At 71.0% G+C, this 18,612-nt stretch carries 15 protein-coding genes; 3 read left to right on the forward strand and 12 right to left on the reverse strand.

What is annotated here, in order from left to right:
• Nucleotides 1–136: 136 nt before the first annotated feature.
• The 4 genes from ACT53Q_RS08130 to ACT53Q_RS08145 all read right to left on the reverse strand — a co-directional run bounded on the left by ACT53Q_RS08130 (nucleotide 137) and on the right by ACT53Q_RS08145 (nucleotide 4,389).
• Complete coding sequence (locus tag ACT53Q_RS08130) at nucleotides 137–1,195, reverse strand: PA5033 family protein (protein WP_476186152.1); 1,059 nt, start codon at nucleotides 1,193–1,195, stop codon at nucleotides 137–139.
• Between the two features lie 166 nt (nucleotides 1,196–1,361).
• A complete protein-coding gene (locus tag ACT53Q_RS08135) occupies nucleotides 1,362–1,907 on the reverse strand; it encodes a hypothetical protein (protein ID WP_476186153.1) in 546 nt (181 codons plus the stop codon).
• Nucleotides 1,904–2,779 carry a c-type heme family protein gene (locus ACT53Q_RS08140; RefSeq protein WP_476186154.1) on the reverse strand — a complete coding sequence of 292 codons (876 nt, stop codon included), beginning with the start codon at nucleotides 2,777–2,779 and terminating at the stop codon, nucleotides 1,904–1,906. The genes ACT53Q_RS08135 and ACT53Q_RS08140 overlap by 4 nt, the downstream gene beginning before the upstream one ends.
• A 23-nt stretch (nucleotides 2,780–2,802) precedes the next feature.
• Complete coding sequence (locus ACT53Q_RS08145) at nucleotides 2,803–4,389, reverse strand: (2Fe-2S)-binding protein (protein ID WP_476186155.1); 1,587 nt, start codon at nucleotides 4,387–4,389, stop codon at nucleotides 2,803–2,805.
• 328 nt (nucleotides 4,390–4,717) lie between these two features.
• On the opposite strand from ACT53Q_RS08145, the gene ACT53Q_RS08150 reads away from it, so the two are divergent.
• Nucleotides 4,718–6,241 carry a malonate--CoA ligase gene (locus ACT53Q_RS08150; protein ID WP_476186156.1) on the forward strand — a complete coding sequence of 508 codons (1,524 nt, stop codon included), beginning with the start codon at nucleotides 4,718–4,720 and terminating at the stop codon, nucleotides 6,239–6,241.
• Nucleotides 6,242–6,369: 128 nt separating this feature from the next.
• On the opposite strand, the gene ACT53Q_RS08155 is transcribed toward ACT53Q_RS08150, so the two are convergent.
• The 8 genes from ACT53Q_RS08155 to ACT53Q_RS08190 form a co-directional block, all read right to left on the reverse strand.
• Nucleotides 6,370–6,870, reverse strand: coding sequence for a hypothetical protein (locus ACT53Q_RS08155; RefSeq protein ID WP_476186157.1), 501 nt, complete (start codon nucleotides 6,868–6,870; stop codon nucleotides 6,370–6,372).
• A 7-nt stretch (nucleotides 6,871–6,877) separates the two neighbouring features.
• On the reverse strand, nucleotides 6,878–7,141 hold the full coding sequence (locus tag ACT53Q_RS08160) for a hypothetical protein (RefSeq protein ID WP_476186158.1): 264 nt from the start codon (nucleotides 7,139–7,141) through the stop codon (nucleotides 6,878–6,880).
• A gap of 128 nt (nucleotides 7,142–7,269) precedes the next feature.
• Entirely contained in the window at nucleotides 7,270–7,440 is a 171-nt protein-coding gene (locus ACT53Q_RS08165; RefSeq protein WP_476186159.1) for a hypothetical protein, read from the reverse strand.
• Nucleotides 7,441–7,665: 225 nt separating this feature from the next.
• Nucleotides 7,666–7,824: a hypothetical protein gene (locus ACT53Q_RS08170; protein WP_476186160.1), complete on the reverse strand. Its 159-nt coding sequence runs from the start codon at nucleotides 7,822–7,824 to the stop codon at nucleotides 7,666–7,668.
• Nucleotides 7,825–8,075: 251 nt separating this feature from the next.
• Entirely contained in the window at nucleotides 8,076–9,596 is a 1,521-nt protein-coding gene (malQ, locus tag ACT53Q_RS08175) for a 4-alpha-glucanotransferase (protein WP_476186161.1), read from the reverse strand.
• Complete coding sequence (gene glgX / locus ACT53Q_RS08180; protein ID WP_476186162.1) at nucleotides 9,593–11,761, reverse strand: glycogen debranching protein GlgX; 2,169 nt, start codon at nucleotides 11,759–11,761, stop codon at nucleotides 9,593–9,595. Before glgX ends, malQ begins: the two co-directional genes overlap by 4 nt.
• Nucleotides 11,758–13,911: a 1,4-alpha-glucan branching protein GlgB gene (glgB, locus tag ACT53Q_RS08185; protein WP_476186163.1), complete on the reverse strand. Its 2,154-nt coding sequence runs from the start codon at nucleotides 13,909–13,911 to the stop codon at nucleotides 11,758–11,760. Before glgB ends, glgX begins: the two co-directional genes overlap by 4 nt.
• 2 nt (nucleotides 13,912–13,913) lie before the next feature.
• The gene (locus ACT53Q_RS08190; protein WP_476186164.1) at nucleotides 13,914–16,379 is read right to left on the reverse strand and encodes a glycogen/starch/alpha-glucan phosphorylase; all 2,466 of its coding nucleotides are present in this window, start codon (nucleotides 16,377–16,379) and stop codon (nucleotides 13,914–13,916) included.
• A 264-nt stretch (nucleotides 16,380–16,643) separates the two neighbouring features.
• On the opposite strand from ACT53Q_RS08190, the gene ACT53Q_RS08195 reads away from it, so the two are divergent.
• Both ACT53Q_RS08195 and ACT53Q_RS08200 read left to right on the forward strand, forming a co-directional pair.
• Nucleotides 16,644–17,864, forward strand: coding sequence for a serine hydrolase (locus ACT53Q_RS08195; protein ID WP_476186165.1), 1,221 nt, complete (start codon nucleotides 16,644–16,646; stop codon nucleotides 17,862–17,864).
• Nucleotides 17,861–18,562 carry an ion channel gene (locus ACT53Q_RS08200; protein ID WP_476186166.1) on the forward strand — a complete coding sequence of 234 codons (702 nt, stop codon included), beginning with the start codon at nucleotides 17,861–17,863 and terminating at the stop codon, nucleotides 18,560–18,562. Before ACT53Q_RS08195 ends, ACT53Q_RS08200 begins: the two co-directional genes overlap by 4 nt.
• Nucleotides 18,563–18,612: the final 50 nt, after the last annotated feature.

The raw sequence follows: 18,612 nt of genomic DNA on the forward strand, positions 1-18,612 counted from the left end.
CCCGCGTACGTGATCGTGGTCGCGGGATGGCGCTGCGTGCGCGAGCGTCCCTGCGCGGCGACGAAGGGCGGGGCCGCGTGCGGCGGCCCCGGACAGGTGGAATGCGGGCGCGCGTTGCACGCGCCCGCACGAGGGGTTACTCGAGGACCACCGAACCGCTGCGCGGATAGATGCGGTAGTTGCGGCCATACCCGTTGTCGCGGACGCGGATCTCGTCGCCGGCGACGCCGTCGAGATTCACGTAGTTCAGCAGCGACCACCAATGACCGGCATTGAAGGTGTTGCTGCCGTTGATGAATTGCACGGTGCCGGTGCGCGGGTAGATGATGTTGATGTTGCCGTCGCCGCGGGCGACCGCGATCTCGTTGCCGGTGGTGCCGTCGAACTGGCGCACGCCGTCGGAGAGGATCGCGTACTGGCTGTTGATGATGTAGTTGTTCATCGACCCGGTGACGTAGCTGTAGACGCTGATGTAGTTGGGCACGATCAGGATCAGTTCGGCGCCGGCGGTGCCGTTCAGGTCGCTGACGCAGTTGGGGATGCCCGGATCGTTGCAGATCGCCCAGCTGCCGCTGCTCACCGGCGTGCTGCTCATGCTGCGGGTGCGGTAGTTGTAGACGCGCAACGCGGAGCCATTGGCGATCGGGACCTCGGCACCGGGCTGGCCGTCCAGGTCCTTGATGCCGTAGACCGCGACGGCGTAGGTGCCGGACATCGGCTGCGAACTGGTGCTGCGCGCCCGATGGTCGACGACCTTCAGGGAATCCGACGCCACGATCAGGATCTCGTTGCCGGCGATGCCGTTGAGATCGGTGATGCCGCCGGGCGATGCGGCCCACGAGCCGGTGCTGATCTGGTAGTTGTAGGTGCTGCGCGAATTGTGGTTGATCACCTTCAGCGCGCCGCCGATGTTGATCGGGATCTCGGCACCCGGGGTGCCGTCGAGGTCCTGCACGCTGGTGAAGTTGCCGTAGAGCAGCGCCCACGAGCCGGTGCTGACCTGGTAGTTGTAGCTGCTGCCGTTGGTGCTCTTGACGGTGATGTACGAGCCGTTGTTGTAGACCGTTTCGGCGATGTTGTCGCCGTCGAGGTCGGCGCTGCCCATCAGCACGCCCTGGGCGGATGCGGTGCCGGGCAACCAGGCGCAGGCCGCGAGGCCCAGCGCGAACAGTGCGGCGCGGAACGAATGTGTCATGGGGAGCTCTCCTTGAGCTTGGGGGATGTCGATGCGCCAGGATGGCGCACCGGTCGGGACGAAGCAGGCGACGCCATCCCGACGCGATGCGCATGGGCGGCGGTGGGAGCCCGACGGGCGGTCGGGCCCTGGCGTGCGGCAGGGCCGCGCGGTGCCCGGCCGGCGCTCAGCCGGCGTAGGCGTAGACGAAATACAGGTGCATCACGCCCAGCGCGGCCAGCAGGCAGCCGGCGCAGATGTGGAAGGCGGTGGTCCACTGGCCCCAGGTGCCCAGCCGGCTCGCCGGCAGCAGGTTCAGCAGTGCGCCGGCGGCGACCACCAGCATCGTCACCGCGAAGGTGGCGTGCAGGAAGCCCGCATGCGCGAAGCCGGCATGCAGCACCAGCAGGATCAGCATGGTCAGGCCGAGGAAGCGGTGCGCCAGCTGCAGCACGCGCTGTGCCCGTCCGCCGATCAGCCGGCGCTTGATCAGCGCCAGCGACAGGTCGAAGGTCAGCAGGCTCACCAGCGTGTAGCCGGTGATCTGCTTGTAGGCGTGCTGGCGCTGCAGCGAGGCGAGCGTGTCCACGCGCGGCGACCACAGCCACGCGATGCAGGCGATGGCGACGCCGATCAGCGCGATCCACGACGCGGCCGCCAGCGCCTTCTGGTAGGCGCTGCGGGTGACGATCGGCCGGCGCCGCGGTGTCATGCCGGGCACGGTCGCGTTCATGGCGAGGTCCCCGCCTTGCCCGCCGCCGCGGTGGCGGTCGCCGACGCGGGCTTGCCCGCGACTTCGCGCCGCGCGTCGTCGCGCATGTCCAGCAGCAGGTTCAGCGTGGCGATGGAGTTCTTCTCCTCCACCTTGTCGCGGAAGGTCTTCGCATCGGGCACGAACAGGCCGTCCGCGGGCCACTGCGTGCCGAGCTGCGGCCGCAGCGCCGGATCGAAGCTCGCGGTCTTGCGCAGGTAGGCGTCGTAGGCATCCAGCGCCGAGGCGCGGTACGCGGCGAGGATCGCGATCACCTCGTCGGTCGAGAGCTTGTCGCGCGGGAACGACCACGTCGTGGCGCCCATCACGTCGTTCTGCTTCCAGTCCTTGCGCGGGCTCTTGGGGTGGTCGTTGTGACAGGTGACGCAGGCCGGCGCGGCGGCGATGTCGGCGAACATCGCGGTCTGCCGCCCGGTGCTGGCGTCGAGGAAGAACTTCGGCTGGCGATCCTGTTCGATCTGCTCGAAGTAGGTCTGCTGCGCGCCCTTGAACTTGTTGGTGATCTCGATCGGATAGCTCGACCCGAGGAACAGGCTGAGTTCCGGCACGCGTTGCTGCAGGCGGTTGGCGGTCTCGCGCAGCAGCAGCGCCGGCAGCGGACCCGCGTGGACGTCCTTCTTCTTCCAGTCCTCGCTGAACTTCAGCCCGATCTTCTGCCCGGGCGTCACGATCTCGCCGGTGTACAGCTTGCGGATGGACGCGTTCTCGGCGTTGAGCAGGCGGAACAGCGTTTCCACCGGCACGTCGCGCGCACCGACGCTCTCGTCGAGGTCGGCGGGCGCGGTGACGAACAGGTAGATGCCGGCCACCGCCAGCACGGCGAGGGCGATCACGGAACGGGGAATCCTGGTCAGCGTCATTGCCGTGTCTCCGGGGTCCGGGCCTTGACCGTGCGTTCGCCGTAGGGCGAGGCGGCGGTCTTCAGATAGGCGGCGATCGTTGCGGGGGCGAGTGCCTGCTTCAGATCGTGTGGTGGCTCGTGATGGTGGTTGCCGTGGAAGTCGTGGCAGGCGAGGCAGGTGTCCCAGCGCAGGTCGTGGATCAGCACCGCATGCGTGGGCTTCGCCGGATCGTCCTTGACCTTGGTGTCGGTGTGGCAGGTCGCGCAGAAGCGCCCGTCGCTGCGGCTCACGCGCGTGCCGGTGTGCTCGCGATGGCAGCTGACGCAGTCCTGCGGCGCCAGCTCGCGGCGCGCGGCCTCGAAGCGAGGTTCCAGGAAGCGGTGCGCCGGATGGCGGTCGTCGGGGTTGTCGTGGCAGCCGATGCAGGTGCCGTTGTTCACCGCGTGCATGCCGAACTCGGCGCCGTCCTCGCGCAGGCCCAGCAGGTGGCGGGTCTTCGCCTGCAACTGCTGCCGGAACGACCCGGGCGCGTCGCGGTGGCAATCGGTGCATTCGAGCTTTTCGTGCCCGGGGTTGTGCACGTCGTTGGGCACGAACGTCGCCAGCGCCGGCGTCAGCAGCAGCAGCGGCAGGAACGCGATCGCCAGGCCGGCCGCATACGCCAGCTGGCGCACGCTGCGGCGCTTGCGGATGCGGCTCTTGAGGAAGAACGCCTCCACGCGCACGTCCGCATCGGGCACGCCCGCCTTGCGCAGGCCCTCGACCACGTTGCGGGTGTAGACCTCCGGGCCGCACACGTAGAAGCGTGCGCCGGGGAACAGCGACACCGTGTCGCGCACGTCCGCGTCGTCGATGAAGCCGTCGACGTCGTCCGCGCGCAGGTGGCAGCTGATCCCGGGATCGCTGCTCGCCGAGGACTCGATCCGGTCGGCGTAGACCATGTCGCCGCGATAGGCGGCGCTGTAGTCGATGTGCAGGTGTTGTCCCGCGCGCCGGCCGCTCAGCAGCGACAGCGCCAGGGTCACGCCGACGCCCGCGACGAACGCGACCACCGGGCGGCCGTCGGCGGGATCGGCCTCGCCGGCGGGGATCGCGATGCGCATCGGGATCGACGCGAAGATGCCGTCGTCGGCGTCGAGCAGGCGCGTGGTCAGCTCGCCGTAGGGCAGGCGGCGCATCGCGATGCTGACGCGATTGCCGTCCTCGGACTGGTCCACCACCGTGTAGGTGCGCGTGACCCAGGTCTCGTCGATCCAGGCCTGCAGCACCACGTGCTGCGCCGGTTTCGCGCGCGGGTAGGGCGGATAGCCGGCGAGCTGCAGGTCCAGCTGCACGATGTTCCGCTGCGGGAACTTGCCGTCGGTGAGCACCGTGCGGGTCGCGTTGGCGACCTCGTACCACGGCGATCCGCCCAGCATTTCCTGCAGCAGCGGACGGCAGCAGCCGCAATGCACGCCGCAGCCGAGCTGGCTGCCCAGCGATTCCAGCGTGGACGCGGGCGCGGTCGCGATGGCCGCCTTGATCTGCGCCCGGCCGACGTGGGCGCAGTGGCAGACGAGATCGTCCTGGTCGGGGCCCTGTCGATTCGGTATCGCGTCCATGCCACCCCTGTCGGCGTCAGACGCCGTGCACACGGTGACGCGGACGTCACCGGAATCCGTTCCCACCCTCGCCGTTGGCGGCGAGGGACATGTCGCGGGCCTCCTGTCGACCGGTGCGGTGAATTCGATTCACCGCGTCGATCGCCCGTGTTCGATATGGTTAACAATCTCGTGCACGCTTTTCAAGCGTGAGCGCGGGTATCGTGCGTCGACTTTGGTCTCGTGCCGGTGGCATGGCCCGGTGATCCGGGAATGATTAGCATGACGCGCGTCGCGTTTCGTCGTGACATCGTCTGATCCAGATATCGTCTGATCCAGGACTTCCCTCGTGCCCAATCCGCTCCACGACCGACTGTTCGCGCCCCTGTCGGGCAACTCCGCCGCATTCCTGATCCGTCCTGACGGCGACGCCCTGTCCGGGGAGGCCTTCCTCGCGATGGCGCATCGCGCCGCCGGTGCGCTGCGTGCGCTGGGCGTCGGCCCGGGCGATCGCGTGGCGGCGCAGGTGGCGAAGACGCCGGAGGCGCTGGCGCTCTACGGCGCCACCGCCATCGTCGGCGCGGTGTTCCTGCCGCTCAACACCGCCTACACCCCGGCGGAGATCGACTACTTCGTCGGCGACGCCACGCCGCGGGTGCTGCTGGTCGATCCGGCGAAGGCCGACGCGCTGGCGCCGATCGCGGTTCGCCACGGCGCCGTGCTCGCGACGCTCGACGCGCGCGGGCAGGGCGACTTCCGCACGCGCTGCGACGCGCAGCCGGATCGCACCGAGGTCGCGGAACGCACCGACGACGACCTCGCCGCGCTGCTCTACACCTCCGGCACCACCGGGCGCTCGAAGGGCGCGATGCTCAGCCACGGCAACCTGCTGTCGAACGCCGAGGCGCTGGCGCGCGAGTGGCGGTTCACGGCCGACGACGTGCTGCTGCACGCGCTGCCGATCTTCCACACCCACGGCCTGTTCGTCGCCTGCAACGTGTCGCTGCTGAGCGGCGCATCGATGGTGTTCCTGCCGGGCTTCGACCTCGAGGCGATCCTGCGCCTGCTGCCGCGCGCGACGGTGCTGATGGGCGTGCCGACGTTCTACACGCGGTTGCTGGATGACCCCCGCTTTGACCGCGACCTCGTCGCGCACATGCGCCTGTTCGTCTCGGGCTCGGCGCCGCTGCTGGCGGAGACCCACCTCGCGTTCGAGGCGCGCACCGGGCATCGCATCCTCGAACGCTACGGCATGACCGAGACCAACATGATCACCTCGAACCCGTACGCGGGCGACCGCCGCGCGGGCACGGTCGGGCCCGCGCTGCCGGGCGTGGACGTGCGCGTATGCGATCCCGCGAGCGGCGCGCCGCTGCCCGCGGGCGAGACCGGCGTGGTCGAGGTGCGCGGCCCGAACGTGTTCCGCGGCTACTGGAACCTGCCCGAGAAGACCCGCGAGGAGTTCCGCGACGACGGCTTCTTCGTCACCGGCGACCTTGGCACGCTCGGCGACGACGGCTACCTCACGCTCGTCGGCCGGCAGAAGGACCTGATCATCACTGGCGGCTTCAACGTCTATCCGAAGGAAGTCGAGCTGCTGCTGGACGAGATGCCCGGCGTGCTCGAATCGGCGGTGGTCGGCGTGCCGCACCCGGATTTCGGCGAAGCGGTGCTCGCCGTGCTGGTGCCGCAGCCGGGCGCGGAGATCGACCTCGCCGCGATCGACGCCGTGCTGCGCGAGCAGCTCGCGCGCTACAAGCAGCCGAAGGCGCTGGAAGTGCTGCCGGAGCTGCCGCGCAACACGATGGGCAAGGTGCAGAAGAACCTGCTGCGGGAGCGGTTCGCGTCGCGGTTCGCCACATCGGCGACATAGGGCGGGCCCTGGCCCGCCGTCGCAACCTGTCCGGTCAGGATTGCGATGAGCGAAACCGCTTCGATCGTTCGGCGGTGCGATCGTGGATGCCGCAATGGCGGGCCAAGGCCCGCCCTACGCGAGTTCCTTCATTCGCGCAGCCACCGCAGCATCTGCGGATACTGGATGCCGACCGGCTCCGGGGTGAAGCCGCGCGCCGCGGTCATGCCGGTTTCGCACAGGCCGCGCAGGCCCGGCACGATGCCGAAGGCGTACATCTGCAGCACCGCCGCCGACTGGCCGTGGTAGCCGCCTTCGTGCATCAGGACCTCGGGCGGTAGCCCGATCGCGTGCACGGCCGCCCACGCCCAGGCCATCGCCTCGGTTTCGCCGGCGTGCGGCACGTGCTGCTCGTCGGCGAGGTCGTCGCTGGCGCGTGCACGCAGGTCGGGCGGCAGCACCGCGAGGTGTCCGGCCTCGTGCAGCAGGTCGCCGGGCCATTGCAGCCGGTCGCGATCGACCTGCAGCCCGCCGTCGCGGATGACGATGCCGGGCAGGAAGCTGTCCGGCGGCAGCGTGGCCTCGACCACCGGGATGCCGATGCCGGCGAGGAAGTCGAGGATCGGGCGGTAGTGTCCGGCGTGGTGCATGGGCGCTTCAGTCGCTGCTTCCGCCGCCATCGCTGCCGCCGCTGTCGCCGCCGGCATCGCAGCTGCCGCTGTCGCCGTCGGTGACGTTGCAGTCGTCGGTGTTGTCGGCGCGCGTGTCGTCACTGCCCGAGAACGAGGAGGTCGTGCTTGTGCTGCTGTCGCCGTACCACGGCTCGGACGCGGAGGACGAGGACGATCCGCCGGAACGCCTGGAGGCCCGCGCGATGACGATGATGAGGGCGAGGAAGGCAAGCGCGATGAGGATCGTCATCGAGGCAGGTCCCGGAAGGAAGGAGCCCAGACGTTAGCGCATCGGCGGCGCGATGCGCAGTGTCGGATGCCGGGGGCGCGTTCCCGAAACCGCAGGGGGGGTGTCCGTCCTGCGGTGGTGGGGCTGTCTCAGGTGTGGGGATTGTCCATGTCGATGTTGCTGTCTTCCTGGTACGTCGAGTCGACCCTTGGCCCGGTGATGATGTCGGCCAGAGGCGACGTGGGCTTGGCCCCCGACACGTCCTTCATTTCCTCGACGGCGAGCGCGCGCCCGAGGACGCGGGTGTTTTCCTTGTGCATGACGATTCCTTGTGCAGTGGCTATGTGGGAACCGGCGATTCCCCGCCGGTCCGGGTGCCTGCATGGCCTGTCGGCGCACGCAGGTCGCCCATGCGGAGATTCGCGCTCCGGCGTCGGAAGCGGACATCGTGGCCGGATGTCGCTTGCCACCCGGTGCGCGGGGACGCGGTGAACTCAAGGCGGGCGGGCGCCCGCCTTGCGGTGTTGCATCGGCGACAGTCGTGCTCAGAGGTCGGTGAGGGTGAGGCTGTCTTCCTGTCGCGAGGTCTGGTCGAGCCTGGTCGTGGTGTCCCAGAGCGTCGTGGTGGGGGCGGCCCCCGACACGTTCTTCATTTCTTCGACGGCGAGCGTGCGTCCGAGGACACGGGCGTTTTCCTTCTGCATGACGCATTCCTTGTGGTGGATGTCTTGGGAATCGGCGGTGGTCCGCCGACCCGGGCGGACGCGCGGCGCGTGGCCTTGCGCGCCCGTCCTCCGGGGGATTCGCGATGCGGCGGGGCAAGCGGACATCGCGAACCGCGCCATCGACGAGGTCGTGACGGAGGTCGCGGGTGGCCGGCCCGCGCGAGTCGCGGGACGGGCGATCGGGAGACCGCATCGGGCGCCAACGTCGCCGTCGGCGCCGGGCGCTTCGGTCAGGGCAGCCGCGCCAGCGCGAAATCCGTGCGGCCGCTGGCGGCGGTGATCAGCGCCAGCACGCGGGTGGCCTCGCCGTCGACCATGTCCCAGGTGAAACGCCAGCTCCAGTTGTGGTCGCCGACGGTGCCGGGCACGTTCATGCGGTGCGCGCCGCCGAGGCCCAGCACGTCCTGCAACTGGCAGACGGCGAGGTTGGCGACCGAGTTGCAGCAGGCGCGGATCATCGCCCAGTGGATGTCGCCGTCGCTCGCGGGCAGGTAGCTGCCCGCGTAGGCGCGTTCGTGCGCGGTAGCGCTCTCCCACCAGCCGCGCGCGGTGTGGTTGTCGTGGGTGCCGGTGTAGGCGACGAACGGGCGGCCCCAGTTGTGCGGCAGGTATTCGTCAGTGGCGTCGGTGCCGAAACCGAACTGCAGGATCTTCATGCCCGGGAAGCGCAGCGCGTCGCGCAGGTCGTGCACGTCCTGCGTGATGAAGCCGAGATCCTCGGCCACGATCGGCAGCGGGCCGAGCACGCGTTCGATCGCGTCGAACAGCGCCTTGCCCGGGCCGGGCACCCACGTGCCTTCCTCGGCGGTGGGGCAGCTCGCGGGGATCTCGTAATAGCCGGCGAACCCGCGGAAATGGTCGATGCGGAACACGTCGGCCTGGTCCAGCGCGCGGCGCAGGCGCGCGGTCCACCACGCGAAATCCTCGGCGGCCATGCGGTCCCAGCGATACAGCGGATTGCCCCAGCGCTGGCCGGTCGGCGCCATCGCATCCGGCGGGCAGCCGGCGACGATGGTCGGCTGGCACTGGTCGTCCAGCGAGTAGAGGTCGGGCCGCGACCAGCAGTCGGCGCTGTGGTGCGCGATGAAGATCGGCAGGTCGCCCATGATCGCGATGCCGCGGTCGTTGGCGTAGGCCTTAAGCGCCAGCGCCTGGGTGTCGAAGCACCACTGCACGAACGACCAGAACGCGATCTCGCCGGCCTGCGCGGTGCGCGCGGCGGCGAGCGCCGCGGCGTCGCGGTCGCGCAGCGGCGCCGGCCACCGCCACCACGGCTGGCCGCCGTGCGCGGTCTCCAGCGCCATGAACAGCGCGTAGTCGTCGAGCCAGCCGGCCTGCGCTTGGCGGTAGTCGGCGAACGCGGCGTGCTCGGCCGCGTCGCGCTTCGCGGTGAAGCCAGCGTGGGCGGCACGCAGCTGCGCCTGGCGCCAGCCGATGACCTTGCCGAAGTCGACGCGCTGCGGATCGAAGCCGTCCGCCGGCAGCGCCGGTGCGGCCAGCCAGCCCGCGGCGACCAGCGGCTCCAGCGCCACCATCAGCGGACTGCCGGCGAACGCCGACACGCTCTGGTACGGCGAGTTGCCCGGGCCGATGGGATTGGTCGGCAGCCACTGCCAGATGCGCTGGCCGGCGGTCTGCAGCCAGTCGACGAAGCGATAGGCGTCCGGCCCGAAGTCGCCGATGCCGTGCGGTCCGGGCAGTGAGGTGACGTGCAGCAGCACGCCGGCCGCGCGTTGTTCGAGGTCGATCATCGGGAAGTCTCCTGGAAAGGCGTGTCGTCCGGCGCGGGCGCATGCGCTGCGGACGCATGCCGCAGCAGCACCAGCGCGCGGGACGGGATTTCGAGCGCGCCGTCGTCGGTGCGCGCCTCGCGGCCGTGATGGGCGGGCGTGGCGCTGTCGACGGCGACGCGCCACGGCCCGTCGGGCAGGCGGAAACGCACCGGCTGCGCGCCGGGATTGAACAGCAGGCTCCAGCGCGGCGGCGACGCGGCGTCGTGCGCGAGCCGGCAGGCGAATGCCTGCGCGTGCGCGTCGTGCCAGTCGTCGACGGCCATCGGCGCGCCGTCGGGGCGACGCCAGTGGATCGCCGGTTCGTGCGCCGCGGGCGTGGTCGAGAACCAGCGCGGATGGCGCAGCAGCGGATCGGCGCGACGCAGCGCGATGACGTGCGCGACGAAGTTGATGTCGTCGTCGGTGCCGGCGTTCGACCAGTCGAGCCAGCCGAGCGCGTTGTCCTGGCAGTAGGCGTTGTTGTTGCCGCGCTGGCTGTCGCCGAACTCGTCGCCGGCGCGCAGCATCGGCGTGCCCTGCGCCAGCAGCACGGTCGCGAGCAGCGCGCGGCGCACGCGGCGGCGGGTCTCGACGACCTGCGGGTGGTCGCCGGGGCCTTCGATGCCGAAGTTCGCGCAGACCTCGTGGCCGTGGCCGTCGCGATTCTGCTCGCCGTTGGCGAGGTTGTGCTTCTCGCGGTACGTCACCACGTCGGCCAGCGTGCGGCCGTCGTGCGCGGCGACGAAGTTCACGCTCGCGGTCGGTGCGCGCTGGCCGTGGTGGAACAGGTCGCTGGAAGCGACGAAGCGGCGCGCGAATTCGCTGCGCCCGACCGGCGCGTTGCCGTCGGCGCCCAGCCAGTAGCCGCGCGCGGCGTCCCGGAAGCGGTCGTTCCATTCGAGGAAGCGGCCCGGGAAGCGCCCGAGCTGGTAGCCGTCGTGGCCGGCGTCCCAGGGTTCGGCGATCAGGTGCACCTGCGCGAGGATCGGATCCTGCCGCAGCGCGACCCAGAACGGCGCGGTCGGATCGAAGCCGTGGCGCGTGCGGCCCAGCGCCGGCGCCAGGTCGAAGCGGAAGCCGTCCACGCCCATCACCTCGACCCAGTAGCGCAGGCAGTCGAGCACGAACCGGGTGACGTACGGATGGATCAGGCGCAGGGTGTTGCCGCAGCCGGTGACGTTCTCGTTGCGGCCGCGGTCGTCGCGCAGCAGGCGATACCAGCTGGCGTTGTCGAGCCCGCGGAACGACAGCGTCGGCCCGTGTTCGTCGCCTTCGGCGGTGTGGTTGAACACCACGTCGAGGATCACTTCGAAGCCCGCCGCCTGCAGCGTCGCGACCATCGCGCGGAATTCGGCGATGGCGCCGCCCGGGCTGCGGTCCGCGGCGAGGCGCGGATCGGGGCAGAAGAACCCGAGCGTGTTGTAGCCCCAGTAGTTCGTCAGCCCGCGCTCGACCAGGCCCTGCTCGTCCAGCGCCTGCTGTACCGGCAGCAGCGACAGCGCGGTCACGCCCAGGCGCTTGAGGTGCGCGATCGACGCCGGATGCGCGAGTCCGGCGAACGTGCCGCGCAGTGCGTCGGGCACGCCGGGCAGCGTCATCGTGAAGCCCTTCACGTGCAGCTCGTACAGCACGTGCTCGGCGACCGGACGCCGCGGCTGCGCGGGCCGGCGCGGCGCGGGCGCATCGGGCGCGGTCACGCGGGCCTTCAGCGCGAACGCGCCGTTGTCGCGGGTGTCGGCGACGCGCGCGCCGTCGGGATGTCCGCGCACGTGGCCGAAGTGTTCGGCACGCCACTCGAAGCGCCCGGCGATCTCGCGCGCATGCGGATCGAGCAGCAGCTTGTGCGGATTGAAGCGGTCGCCGGCGTCCGGCGCGTAGCGGCCGTGCGCACGATAGCCGTAGAGCAGGCCCGGCGCCGCATCGGGCAGCAGGCCGTGCCAGACGCCGTCGTCGGGGCCGTGCATCGCATGGCGCTGCAGTTCCTGCGTGCCGCTGGCGTCGAACACGCACAGTTCGATGAGGGTGGCGCGCTGCGAGAACACCGCGAAGTGCACGCCGCCGTCGACCACGTGCGCGCCCAGCGGCGCCGCGCGGCCGGGCAGCAGCGCGTTCGATGCGGCGATGGCGGGCGCGGAAGCGGTCATGCCGGCAGCAGCACCAGCGTGGCCAGCGGCGGCAGGGTCAGCGCCAGCGCGCCGGCGTCGACGTGCAGCGTCGACGCGCCGTTGCCGAGGTCGCTGCCGCCGTAGTGGCGCGAATCGGTGTTGAGCGCCTCGCGCCAGTGCGCGGGGGCGTCGTCGGGCAGCGTCACGCGATAGCCGTTGCGCGGCACCGGCGTGAAGTTGCACACCACCAGCGCCATGCCGCCGTTTCCGTCGCGGCGCAGCCACGCGAACACCGACTGGTCGCGATCGTCGCCCACGCGCCATTCGAACCCGGCGGCGACGCAGTCGAGGCGATGCAGCGCCGGCGTGTCGCGATACAGCCGGTTGAGGTCGCGCACGAGGTCGCGCATGCCGGCGTGGCGTGCGTCGCCCAGCAGATGCCACGGCAGCGCTTCGTCGTGGCGCCATTCGTAGGGCTGCGCGAATTCCTGGCCCATGAACAGCAGCTTCTTGCCCGGGTGGCCCCACATGAAGCCGAGGTAGGCGCGCAGCGTGGCGAACTTCTGCCAGTCGTCGCCGGGCATCTTCTGCAGCAGCGAGCCCTTGCCGTGCACCACTTCGTCGTGCGACAGCGGCAGCATGAAGTTCTCGCTGAAGGCATACACGAGGCCGAAGGTCATCAGGTCGTGGTGCCAGCGCCGGTGCACGGGATCCTCGTGCACGTAGCGCAGCGTGTCGTTCATCCAGCCCATGTTCCATTTGAAATGGAAGCCGAGGCCGCCTACGTGCGTGGGTGCGGACACGCCGGGGAAACTGGTGGATTCCTCGGCGGCGGTGATCGCGCCGGGCACGTCGCCTCCGACCATCGCGTTCATCGTCTGCAGCAGCGAGATCGCTTCGAGGTTCTCGCGGCCGCCGAAGGCGTTGGGCACCCACTCGCCGTCGTTGCGCGAGTAGTCGCGATAGAGCATCGACGCCACCGCGTCCACGCGCAGGCCGTCGAGGCCGAATTGCTCCAGCCAGTGCAGCGCGCTGCCGACGAGGAACGCGCGCACCTCGGTGCGGCCGAAGTTGTAGATCAGCGTGCCCCAGTCGCGGTGCTCGCCTTCGCGCGGATCGGCGTATTCGTACAGCGCGGTGCCGTCGAAGCGGGCGAGGCCGTGCGCGTCCTTCGGGAAATGCGCAGGCACCCAGTCGACGATCACGCCGAGGCCGTGCGTGTGGCAGGCGTCGACGAAGCGCGCGAAGCCTTCCGGCGTGCCGAAGCGCGCAGTCGGCGCGAACATGCCCAGCGTCTGGTAGCCCCACGAGGCGTCGAACGGATGCTCGCTGACCGGCAGCAGTTCGATGTGGGTGAAGCCGAGGTCGGCGGCGTAGGCCGGCAGGCGTTCGGCCAGCGTGTCCCAGTCGAGGAAGCCGCCGTCGTCCGCGCGCTGCCACGAGCCCGGATGCACTTCGTACACGCTGATCGGCGCGTGGCGATCGTTGGCCGCGGCGCGTTCCGGCGACAGCGCGTGTGGAGGCATCGGCGCGGCGACGCGGCTGGCGGTGCCGGGGCGCAGTTCGGCGGCGCGCGCGAACGGATCGGCGCGCACGTGCAGCGCACCGTCGGCGCCGATGAGTTCGAACTTGTAGAGATCGCCCGCCGCCGCGTGCGGGATGAAGGTTTCCCACACGCCGGCGGTGTGGCGCAGGCGCATCGGATGGCGGCGACCGTCCCACGCATTGAAGCCGCCGACCACGCTGACGCGACGCGCGTTCGGCGCCCACACCGCGAAGCGCACACCGTCGACGCCGCCGACGCGGACCGGATGCGCGCCCAGGAACTGCTGTGGCCGCAGTTCGCGACCGTCGCGGAAATCCGCCAGCTGCGTGTCGTCGAGCTGCGGGCCGTACGCGAAGGCATCGGCATAGACGCCTTCGTCGCCGTTGGCCCAGCGCACCTTGAGGCGATAGTCGAAGCGCTTGCGCCGCAGCGGCACGCGGGCCTCGAACAGCCCGTCGCGCAGATGCGGGACATCGATCAGCGCGCGATCGCCCGCGACGTCGACCAGTTCGACCGACGCCGCGCCCGGCAGCAGCGCGCGGAGCCACAGCTTGCCTGCGTCGTCGGCGTGCAGGCCCAGCACCGCGAACGGATCCGGGTGTCGCGCCTCGAGCAGTGCCGCGATGTCCCCCTGTCCGAGCATGCTCACCCGGGCGTGCGTGCCGGTGCGGCCCAGACCTGCGTGGCGTATTCGCGCACAGTGCGGTCGGTGGAGAAGAAGCCCATGCCGGCGACGTTGCGCAGCGCGCAGGCGTTCCACGCGGCCGGGTCGCGGTACAGCGCATCGACGCGCGCCTGCGCGGCGAGGTAGTCGGCGAAGTCGGCCAGCAGCAGGTACGGGTCGGCATTCAGCAGGCCGTCGACCAGCGCGCGGTAGCGGCCCGGCTCGCCGGGACTGAACGCGCCGCCGCCGATCGCGTCGAGCACCGCGCGCAGCTGCGCGTTCGTGCCGGCGATCGCGCGCGGGTCGTAGCCCAGCGCGCGCAGTTCGGCCACGCGCTCGGTGCGCAGGCCGAACACGAACAGGTCGTCCTCGCCGATGGCCTGCGCCATCTCGATGTTCGCGCCGTCCCAGGTGCCGATGGTCAGCGCGCCGTTCATCGCGAACTTCATGTTGCCGGTGCCCGAGGCCTCGGTGCCGGCGGTGGAGATCTGCTCGGACAGGTCGGCGGCGGGGATGATCGTCTCCGCCAGACTCACGCCGTAGTTCGGCAGGAACACGACCTTCAGCTTGCCGGCGAGGCGCGGGTCGGCGTTGACCACGCGGCCGATGTCGTGGGCGAGGCGGATGATCTGCTTCGCGGTCTGGTAGGCCGACGCGGCCTTGCCGGCGACGATGACCGTGCGCGGCACCCAGCCGCGGCCGTCGGGGCCTTCGGGCTGCGCCAGCATCGCCTGCCAGCGCGCGACCACGTGCAGCAGGTTCAGCAATTGCCGCTTGTACTCGTGGATGCGCTTGATCTGCACGTCGAACAGCGACGCCGGATCGATCTCGATGCCGAGGTCGCGGCGCACGCGTTCGACCAGCCGCTGCTTGTTCGCGCGCTTGACCGCAGCGAAGCGCGCGCCGAGCCCCGGATCGCTTGCCAGCGGCCGCAGCGTCGCGAGTTCGCCGAGGTGGCGACGCCAGCCGGTGCCGATGGCGTCGTCCAGCAGCGTCGACAGCCCGGGATTCGCCTGCTGCAGCCAGCGCCGCGGGGTGACGCCGTTGGTGACGTTGAGGAAGCGCTCGGGGAACAGCCGCGCGAAGTCGGCGAAGATGGTGTCGACCATCAGGTCCGAATGCAGCTTCGCCACGCCGTTGACCTTGTGCGAGGCCAGCACCGCGAGCGCGGCCATCTTCACCCGGCGGCCCTGCGTTTCGTCGATCAGCGACACGCTGCGCACCAGTGCCTCGTCGCCGGGATGGCGCGCGCGCACGTCGGTGAGGAACTCGTGGTTGAGGCGGTAGATGATTTCGAGGTGCCGCGGCAGCAGTGCCTCGAACAGCGCCAGCGGCCACGTCTCCAGCGCCTCGGGCATCAGCGTGTGGTTGGTGTACGACACCGCCTGGCGGGTGATCGCCCAGGCCTCGTCCCAGCCCAGCCGGTGTTCGTCGACCAGCAGCCGCATCAGCTCGGCCGGGGCCAGCGCCGGATGCGTGTCGTTGAGGTGGATCGCATTGCCGCGGCCCAGCGTGTCCAGCGGACGGCCTTCGGCGAGATGGCGGGCGATCAGGTCCTGCAGCGACGCGCTGACCAGCAGCGCTTCCTGCTTCAGGCGCAGCGCGCGGCCGGCGTCGGTGCTGTCGTCGGGATAGAGCACCCAGTTCAGCGCGTCGGCGGCGAGCTGGTGGCGCGCGGCGCCGGCGTGGTCGCCGCGGCAGAACGCGGCGAAGTCGATCGGCGCCTCGGCGCTGGCCTGCCACTGGCGCAGCGTCGACACGCGATCGCCGTGGTGCGCGGGCACGATGAAGTCGAAGGCACGGGCGACGACGCGTTCGGCCGGCTGCCAGCGGCGGCCGCCGATGCCGTCGGGTTCGACCCGGCCACCGAAGCCGACCACGTATTCGATGTCCGGGCGCTCGGTGTCCCACAGCGCGCCGTGGCGCAGCCAGTCGTCGGGACGCTCGACCTGGCGGCCGTCCTCGGTGCCCTGCGCGAACATGCCGTAGCGGTAGCGCAGGCCGTAGCCGAACGAGGCGAGGCCGGTCTCGGCGAAGGAATCGAGGAAGCAGGCGGCGAGGCGGCCGAGGCCGCCGTTGCCGAGTGCGGCATCGGGCTCGGCCTCCAGCACGTCGCCCAGCGACACGCCATGGCCGGACAGCGTTTCGGCGACGACGTCTTCCAGCCCCAGCGCCGCCAGCGCGTTGCGCAGGGCGCGGCCCATCAGGAATTCCATCGACAGGTAATGCACCCGGCGCTGCGACGGATCGCGCTGCGCGTCCTCCGCCTGGGTCCGGGACCAGCGTGCGGCCAGCGCCTCGCGGCAGACGTCCGCGGCGGCGCGCAGCGCGCGGCGGGTCGCGGGGGCGTGGCCGGCGGCGGCGTCGGCCCGGGCGAGGGCGGTGCGCAGGGCAGCCTGCAGCGTCACGAGGTCGGTGCGCGGCGCGCGGGTCGGAACTGGATGCATCGCGGGGTCTCCGCTCGGAGCCGCACGGGCCCGGGATGCGGGGTCGCATTCGACAACCCCGCCGCTGAAGCTGCCGAAGCTTAGGAGTCGCCTGCCTCCGCGGCGAGCCCGCTACAATCGTATTCAAGCGATGGGCGCGCAAACACGGGCGCAGTGCCGACATGCATACGTATTCATGCAACGTCGCACGGCCCGTGTTTATTGCGATGCAGCACTTCCGTGCGCAAGCACGCGACGACGACGGACGGAGGCGACCGAACCCCCATGCGACGACGCAGCTTCCTCGGCGGGACGACACTGGGCCTGGCGGCGATGGCCATGCCGCGCGCGTTCGCGCTGCCGTCGCACGCCGTGCCGGCCGATCCCTGGGCCGACGTGTTCGCGCGCATGCCGCCGGCGTTGGCGGCGGTGGCGCACGATCCGGCCCATGCCGTCCAGCTGCGCTGGGTGCGCATCGCCCGCGACGCCGATGGCCACGTGCGCACCCGCACGCATGATTTCGGACTGGCGCCGCGGCGCTGGTTCCCGGCGGCCAGCGTGGCCAAGCTGCCGATGGCGCTGCTGATGGCCGAGACGGTGCAGGCCGCCGGCGGCGATGCGGACACCGTGCTCGCGCTCGATGCGCCGCCGGCCACCGGCGAATGGGGCGACGAACCGCTGGCCGACACCTTCGCGCGCGGCCTGCGCCGCACCTTCACGATCAGCGAGAACCGCCCGTTCAACCGCTGGTACGAACTGCTCGGCGGCGATCGCGTCCACGCGCGGCTGGCGGCGTTGGGTTACCCGCATGCGCGGCTGATCGCGCGGCTGGGTTCGCCCGATCCCGAGGCCAACCGGCGCACCGGCGGCGGCACGCTGCGCGGCGCCGATGGCCGCGTCCTGGCCCGCTGCGCGCCGACGACCGCCGAAGCGCGGCGGTTCCCGTTCGGCACGGCGCTGCGCGGCGAGGGCTGGCTGGGCGACGACGGCGTGCTGGTGCCGGGTCCGCATGACTTCTCGCACGCGAACTTCCTGCCGCTGGTGGACAGCCTGCGGATGCTGCAAGCGTTCCTGGCGCCCGGGACGGTGCCGCCCGCGCAGCGCTGGCGGATCGACGGTGCGCTGCGCGACCGCCTGCTGCGCGCGCTGGCCCTGCGGCCGCGCGAGAGCGAAGACCCGGTCTACCCCGAAGCCGCGCATCCCGACGGCGAGGCGCGCTGGTTCTTCGTCGGCGATGGCACGCAACGGTATCCGGAGGGATTGACGGTGTTCGGCAAGAGCGGCATGGCCTACGGGTCCCTGAGCGAAGTGGCGTGGGTGGTCGACCGCGACTCCGGCGCGGAATGCCTGCTCGCCGCCAGCGTGCTGTGCAACGCCGACGGCATCTACAACGACGACCGCTACGAATACGAGAGCGTCGGACTGCCGTTCCTCGCGGCGTGGTCGCGCGCGGTGCTCGCCTGCGAGCGCGAGGCGCGCGCCGGCGCCGCAGGGCGCACGCGATGAGCGCCGACCTGCGCCGCTGGATGCGCCATCCCTCGCGCACGCTGCTGCTGGTGCAACTGGCGGCGCTGCTGCTGTATCCCTTCGTCGGCCACACGCCCGCGGGGCAGGTGGTGTCGACCGCGATCAGCGTCGGCGTGCTGTCGGCGGCGGTGTGGATGGTGCATCGCTCGCCGCGGCCGGGCTGGGTGGCGGGCGTGCTCGCCATCGTCGGCGTCGGTGCGTGGACCGCGTCCGTGCTGCTCGGCGCGCCGACGCCGGAGGCGCCGTCGTCCGTCGCGAAGATCTTCGGCACGCTCGGCGCGCTCGGTTACGCCGCCGCGTACTTCTACGCCGCGATGTCGCTGATCACCTACATGATGGGCGACCAGCGCGCGACCCGCGACGAACTGTGGGCGGCGGGCGCGACGTTCATGCTGTTCGTCGAGGCCTACGCCTGGGTCTACGTGCTGTGCCAGCTGTGGGAGCCGCACGCCTTCCAGTCGCCGGCCGGCACCGATCGCGCGCCGGTGTGGGTGGAGCTGCTGTTCCTCAGCGCCACCAACTTCTCCGCCACCGGCCTCGGCGACATCCTGCCGCTGTCGCCGGTGGCGCGGGTGATCACGATCGTCGCGCAGTGGAACGGCGTGATGTACATGGCGCTGATCGTCTCGCGCTTGGCCGGCATGATCGGACGCCGCAGCAGTGACCCGACGCCCTGACGCCCGTGCACATCGTGACGCCTGCGCCGCGCCCGCAGGCACGGGCACGC

The organism is Lysobacter sp. DMC97 (genome assembly GCF_056313745.1).

Bases quoted from the DNA above. Each gene is read 5' to 3' on its own strand.
- ACT53Q_RS08135 (WP_476186153.1), bottom strand. From the start codon at position 1,907: ATGAACGCGACCGTGCCCGGCATGACACCGCGGCGCCGGCCGATCGTC.
- ACT53Q_RS08200 (WP_476186166.1), top strand. From the start codon at position 17,861: ATGAGCGCCGACCTGCGCCGCTGGATGCGCCATCCCTCGCGCACGCTG.
- ACT53Q_RS08160 (WP_476186158.1), bottom strand. From the start codon at position 7,141: ATGACGATCCTCATCGCGCTTGCCTTCCTCGCCCTCATCATCGTCATC.
- ACT53Q_RS08170 (WP_476186160.1), bottom strand. From the start codon at position 7,824: ATGCAGAAGGAAAACGCCCGTGTCCTCGGACGCACGCTCGCCGTCGAA.
- ACT53Q_RS08195 (WP_476186165.1), top strand. From the start codon at position 16,644: ATGCGACGACGCAGCTTCCTCGGCGGGACGACACTGGGCCTGGCGGCG.
- glgX (WP_476186162.1), bottom strand. From the start codon at position 11,761: ATGACCGCTTCCGCGCCCGCCATCGCCGCATCGAACGCGCTGCTGCCC.
- ACT53Q_RS08165 (WP_476186159.1), bottom strand. From the start codon at position 7,440: ATGCACAAGGAAAACACCCGCGTCCTCGGGCGCGCGCTCGCCGTCGAG.
- ACT53Q_RS08145 (WP_476186155.1), bottom strand. From the start codon at position 4,389: ATGGACGCGATACCGAATCGACAGGGCCCCGACCAGGACGATCTCGTC.
- ACT53Q_RS08155 (WP_476186157.1), bottom strand. From the start codon at position 6,870: ATGCACCACGCCGGACACTACCGCCCGATCCTCGACTTCCTCGCCGGC.
- ACT53Q_RS08190 (WP_476186164.1), bottom strand. From the start codon at position 16,379: ATGCATCCAGTTCCGACCCGCGCGCCGCGCACCGACCTCGTGACGCTG.
- malQ (WP_476186161.1), bottom strand. From the start codon at position 9,596: ATGATCGACCTCGAACAACGCGCGGCCGGCGTGCTGCTGCACGTCACC.
- glgB (WP_476186163.1), bottom strand. From the start codon at position 13,911: ATGCTCGGACAGGGGGACATCGCGGCACTGCTCGAGGCGCGACACCCG.
- ACT53Q_RS08130 (WP_476186152.1), bottom strand. From the start codon at position 1,195: ATGACACATTCGTTCCGCGCCGCACTGTTCGCGCTGGGCCTCGCGGCC.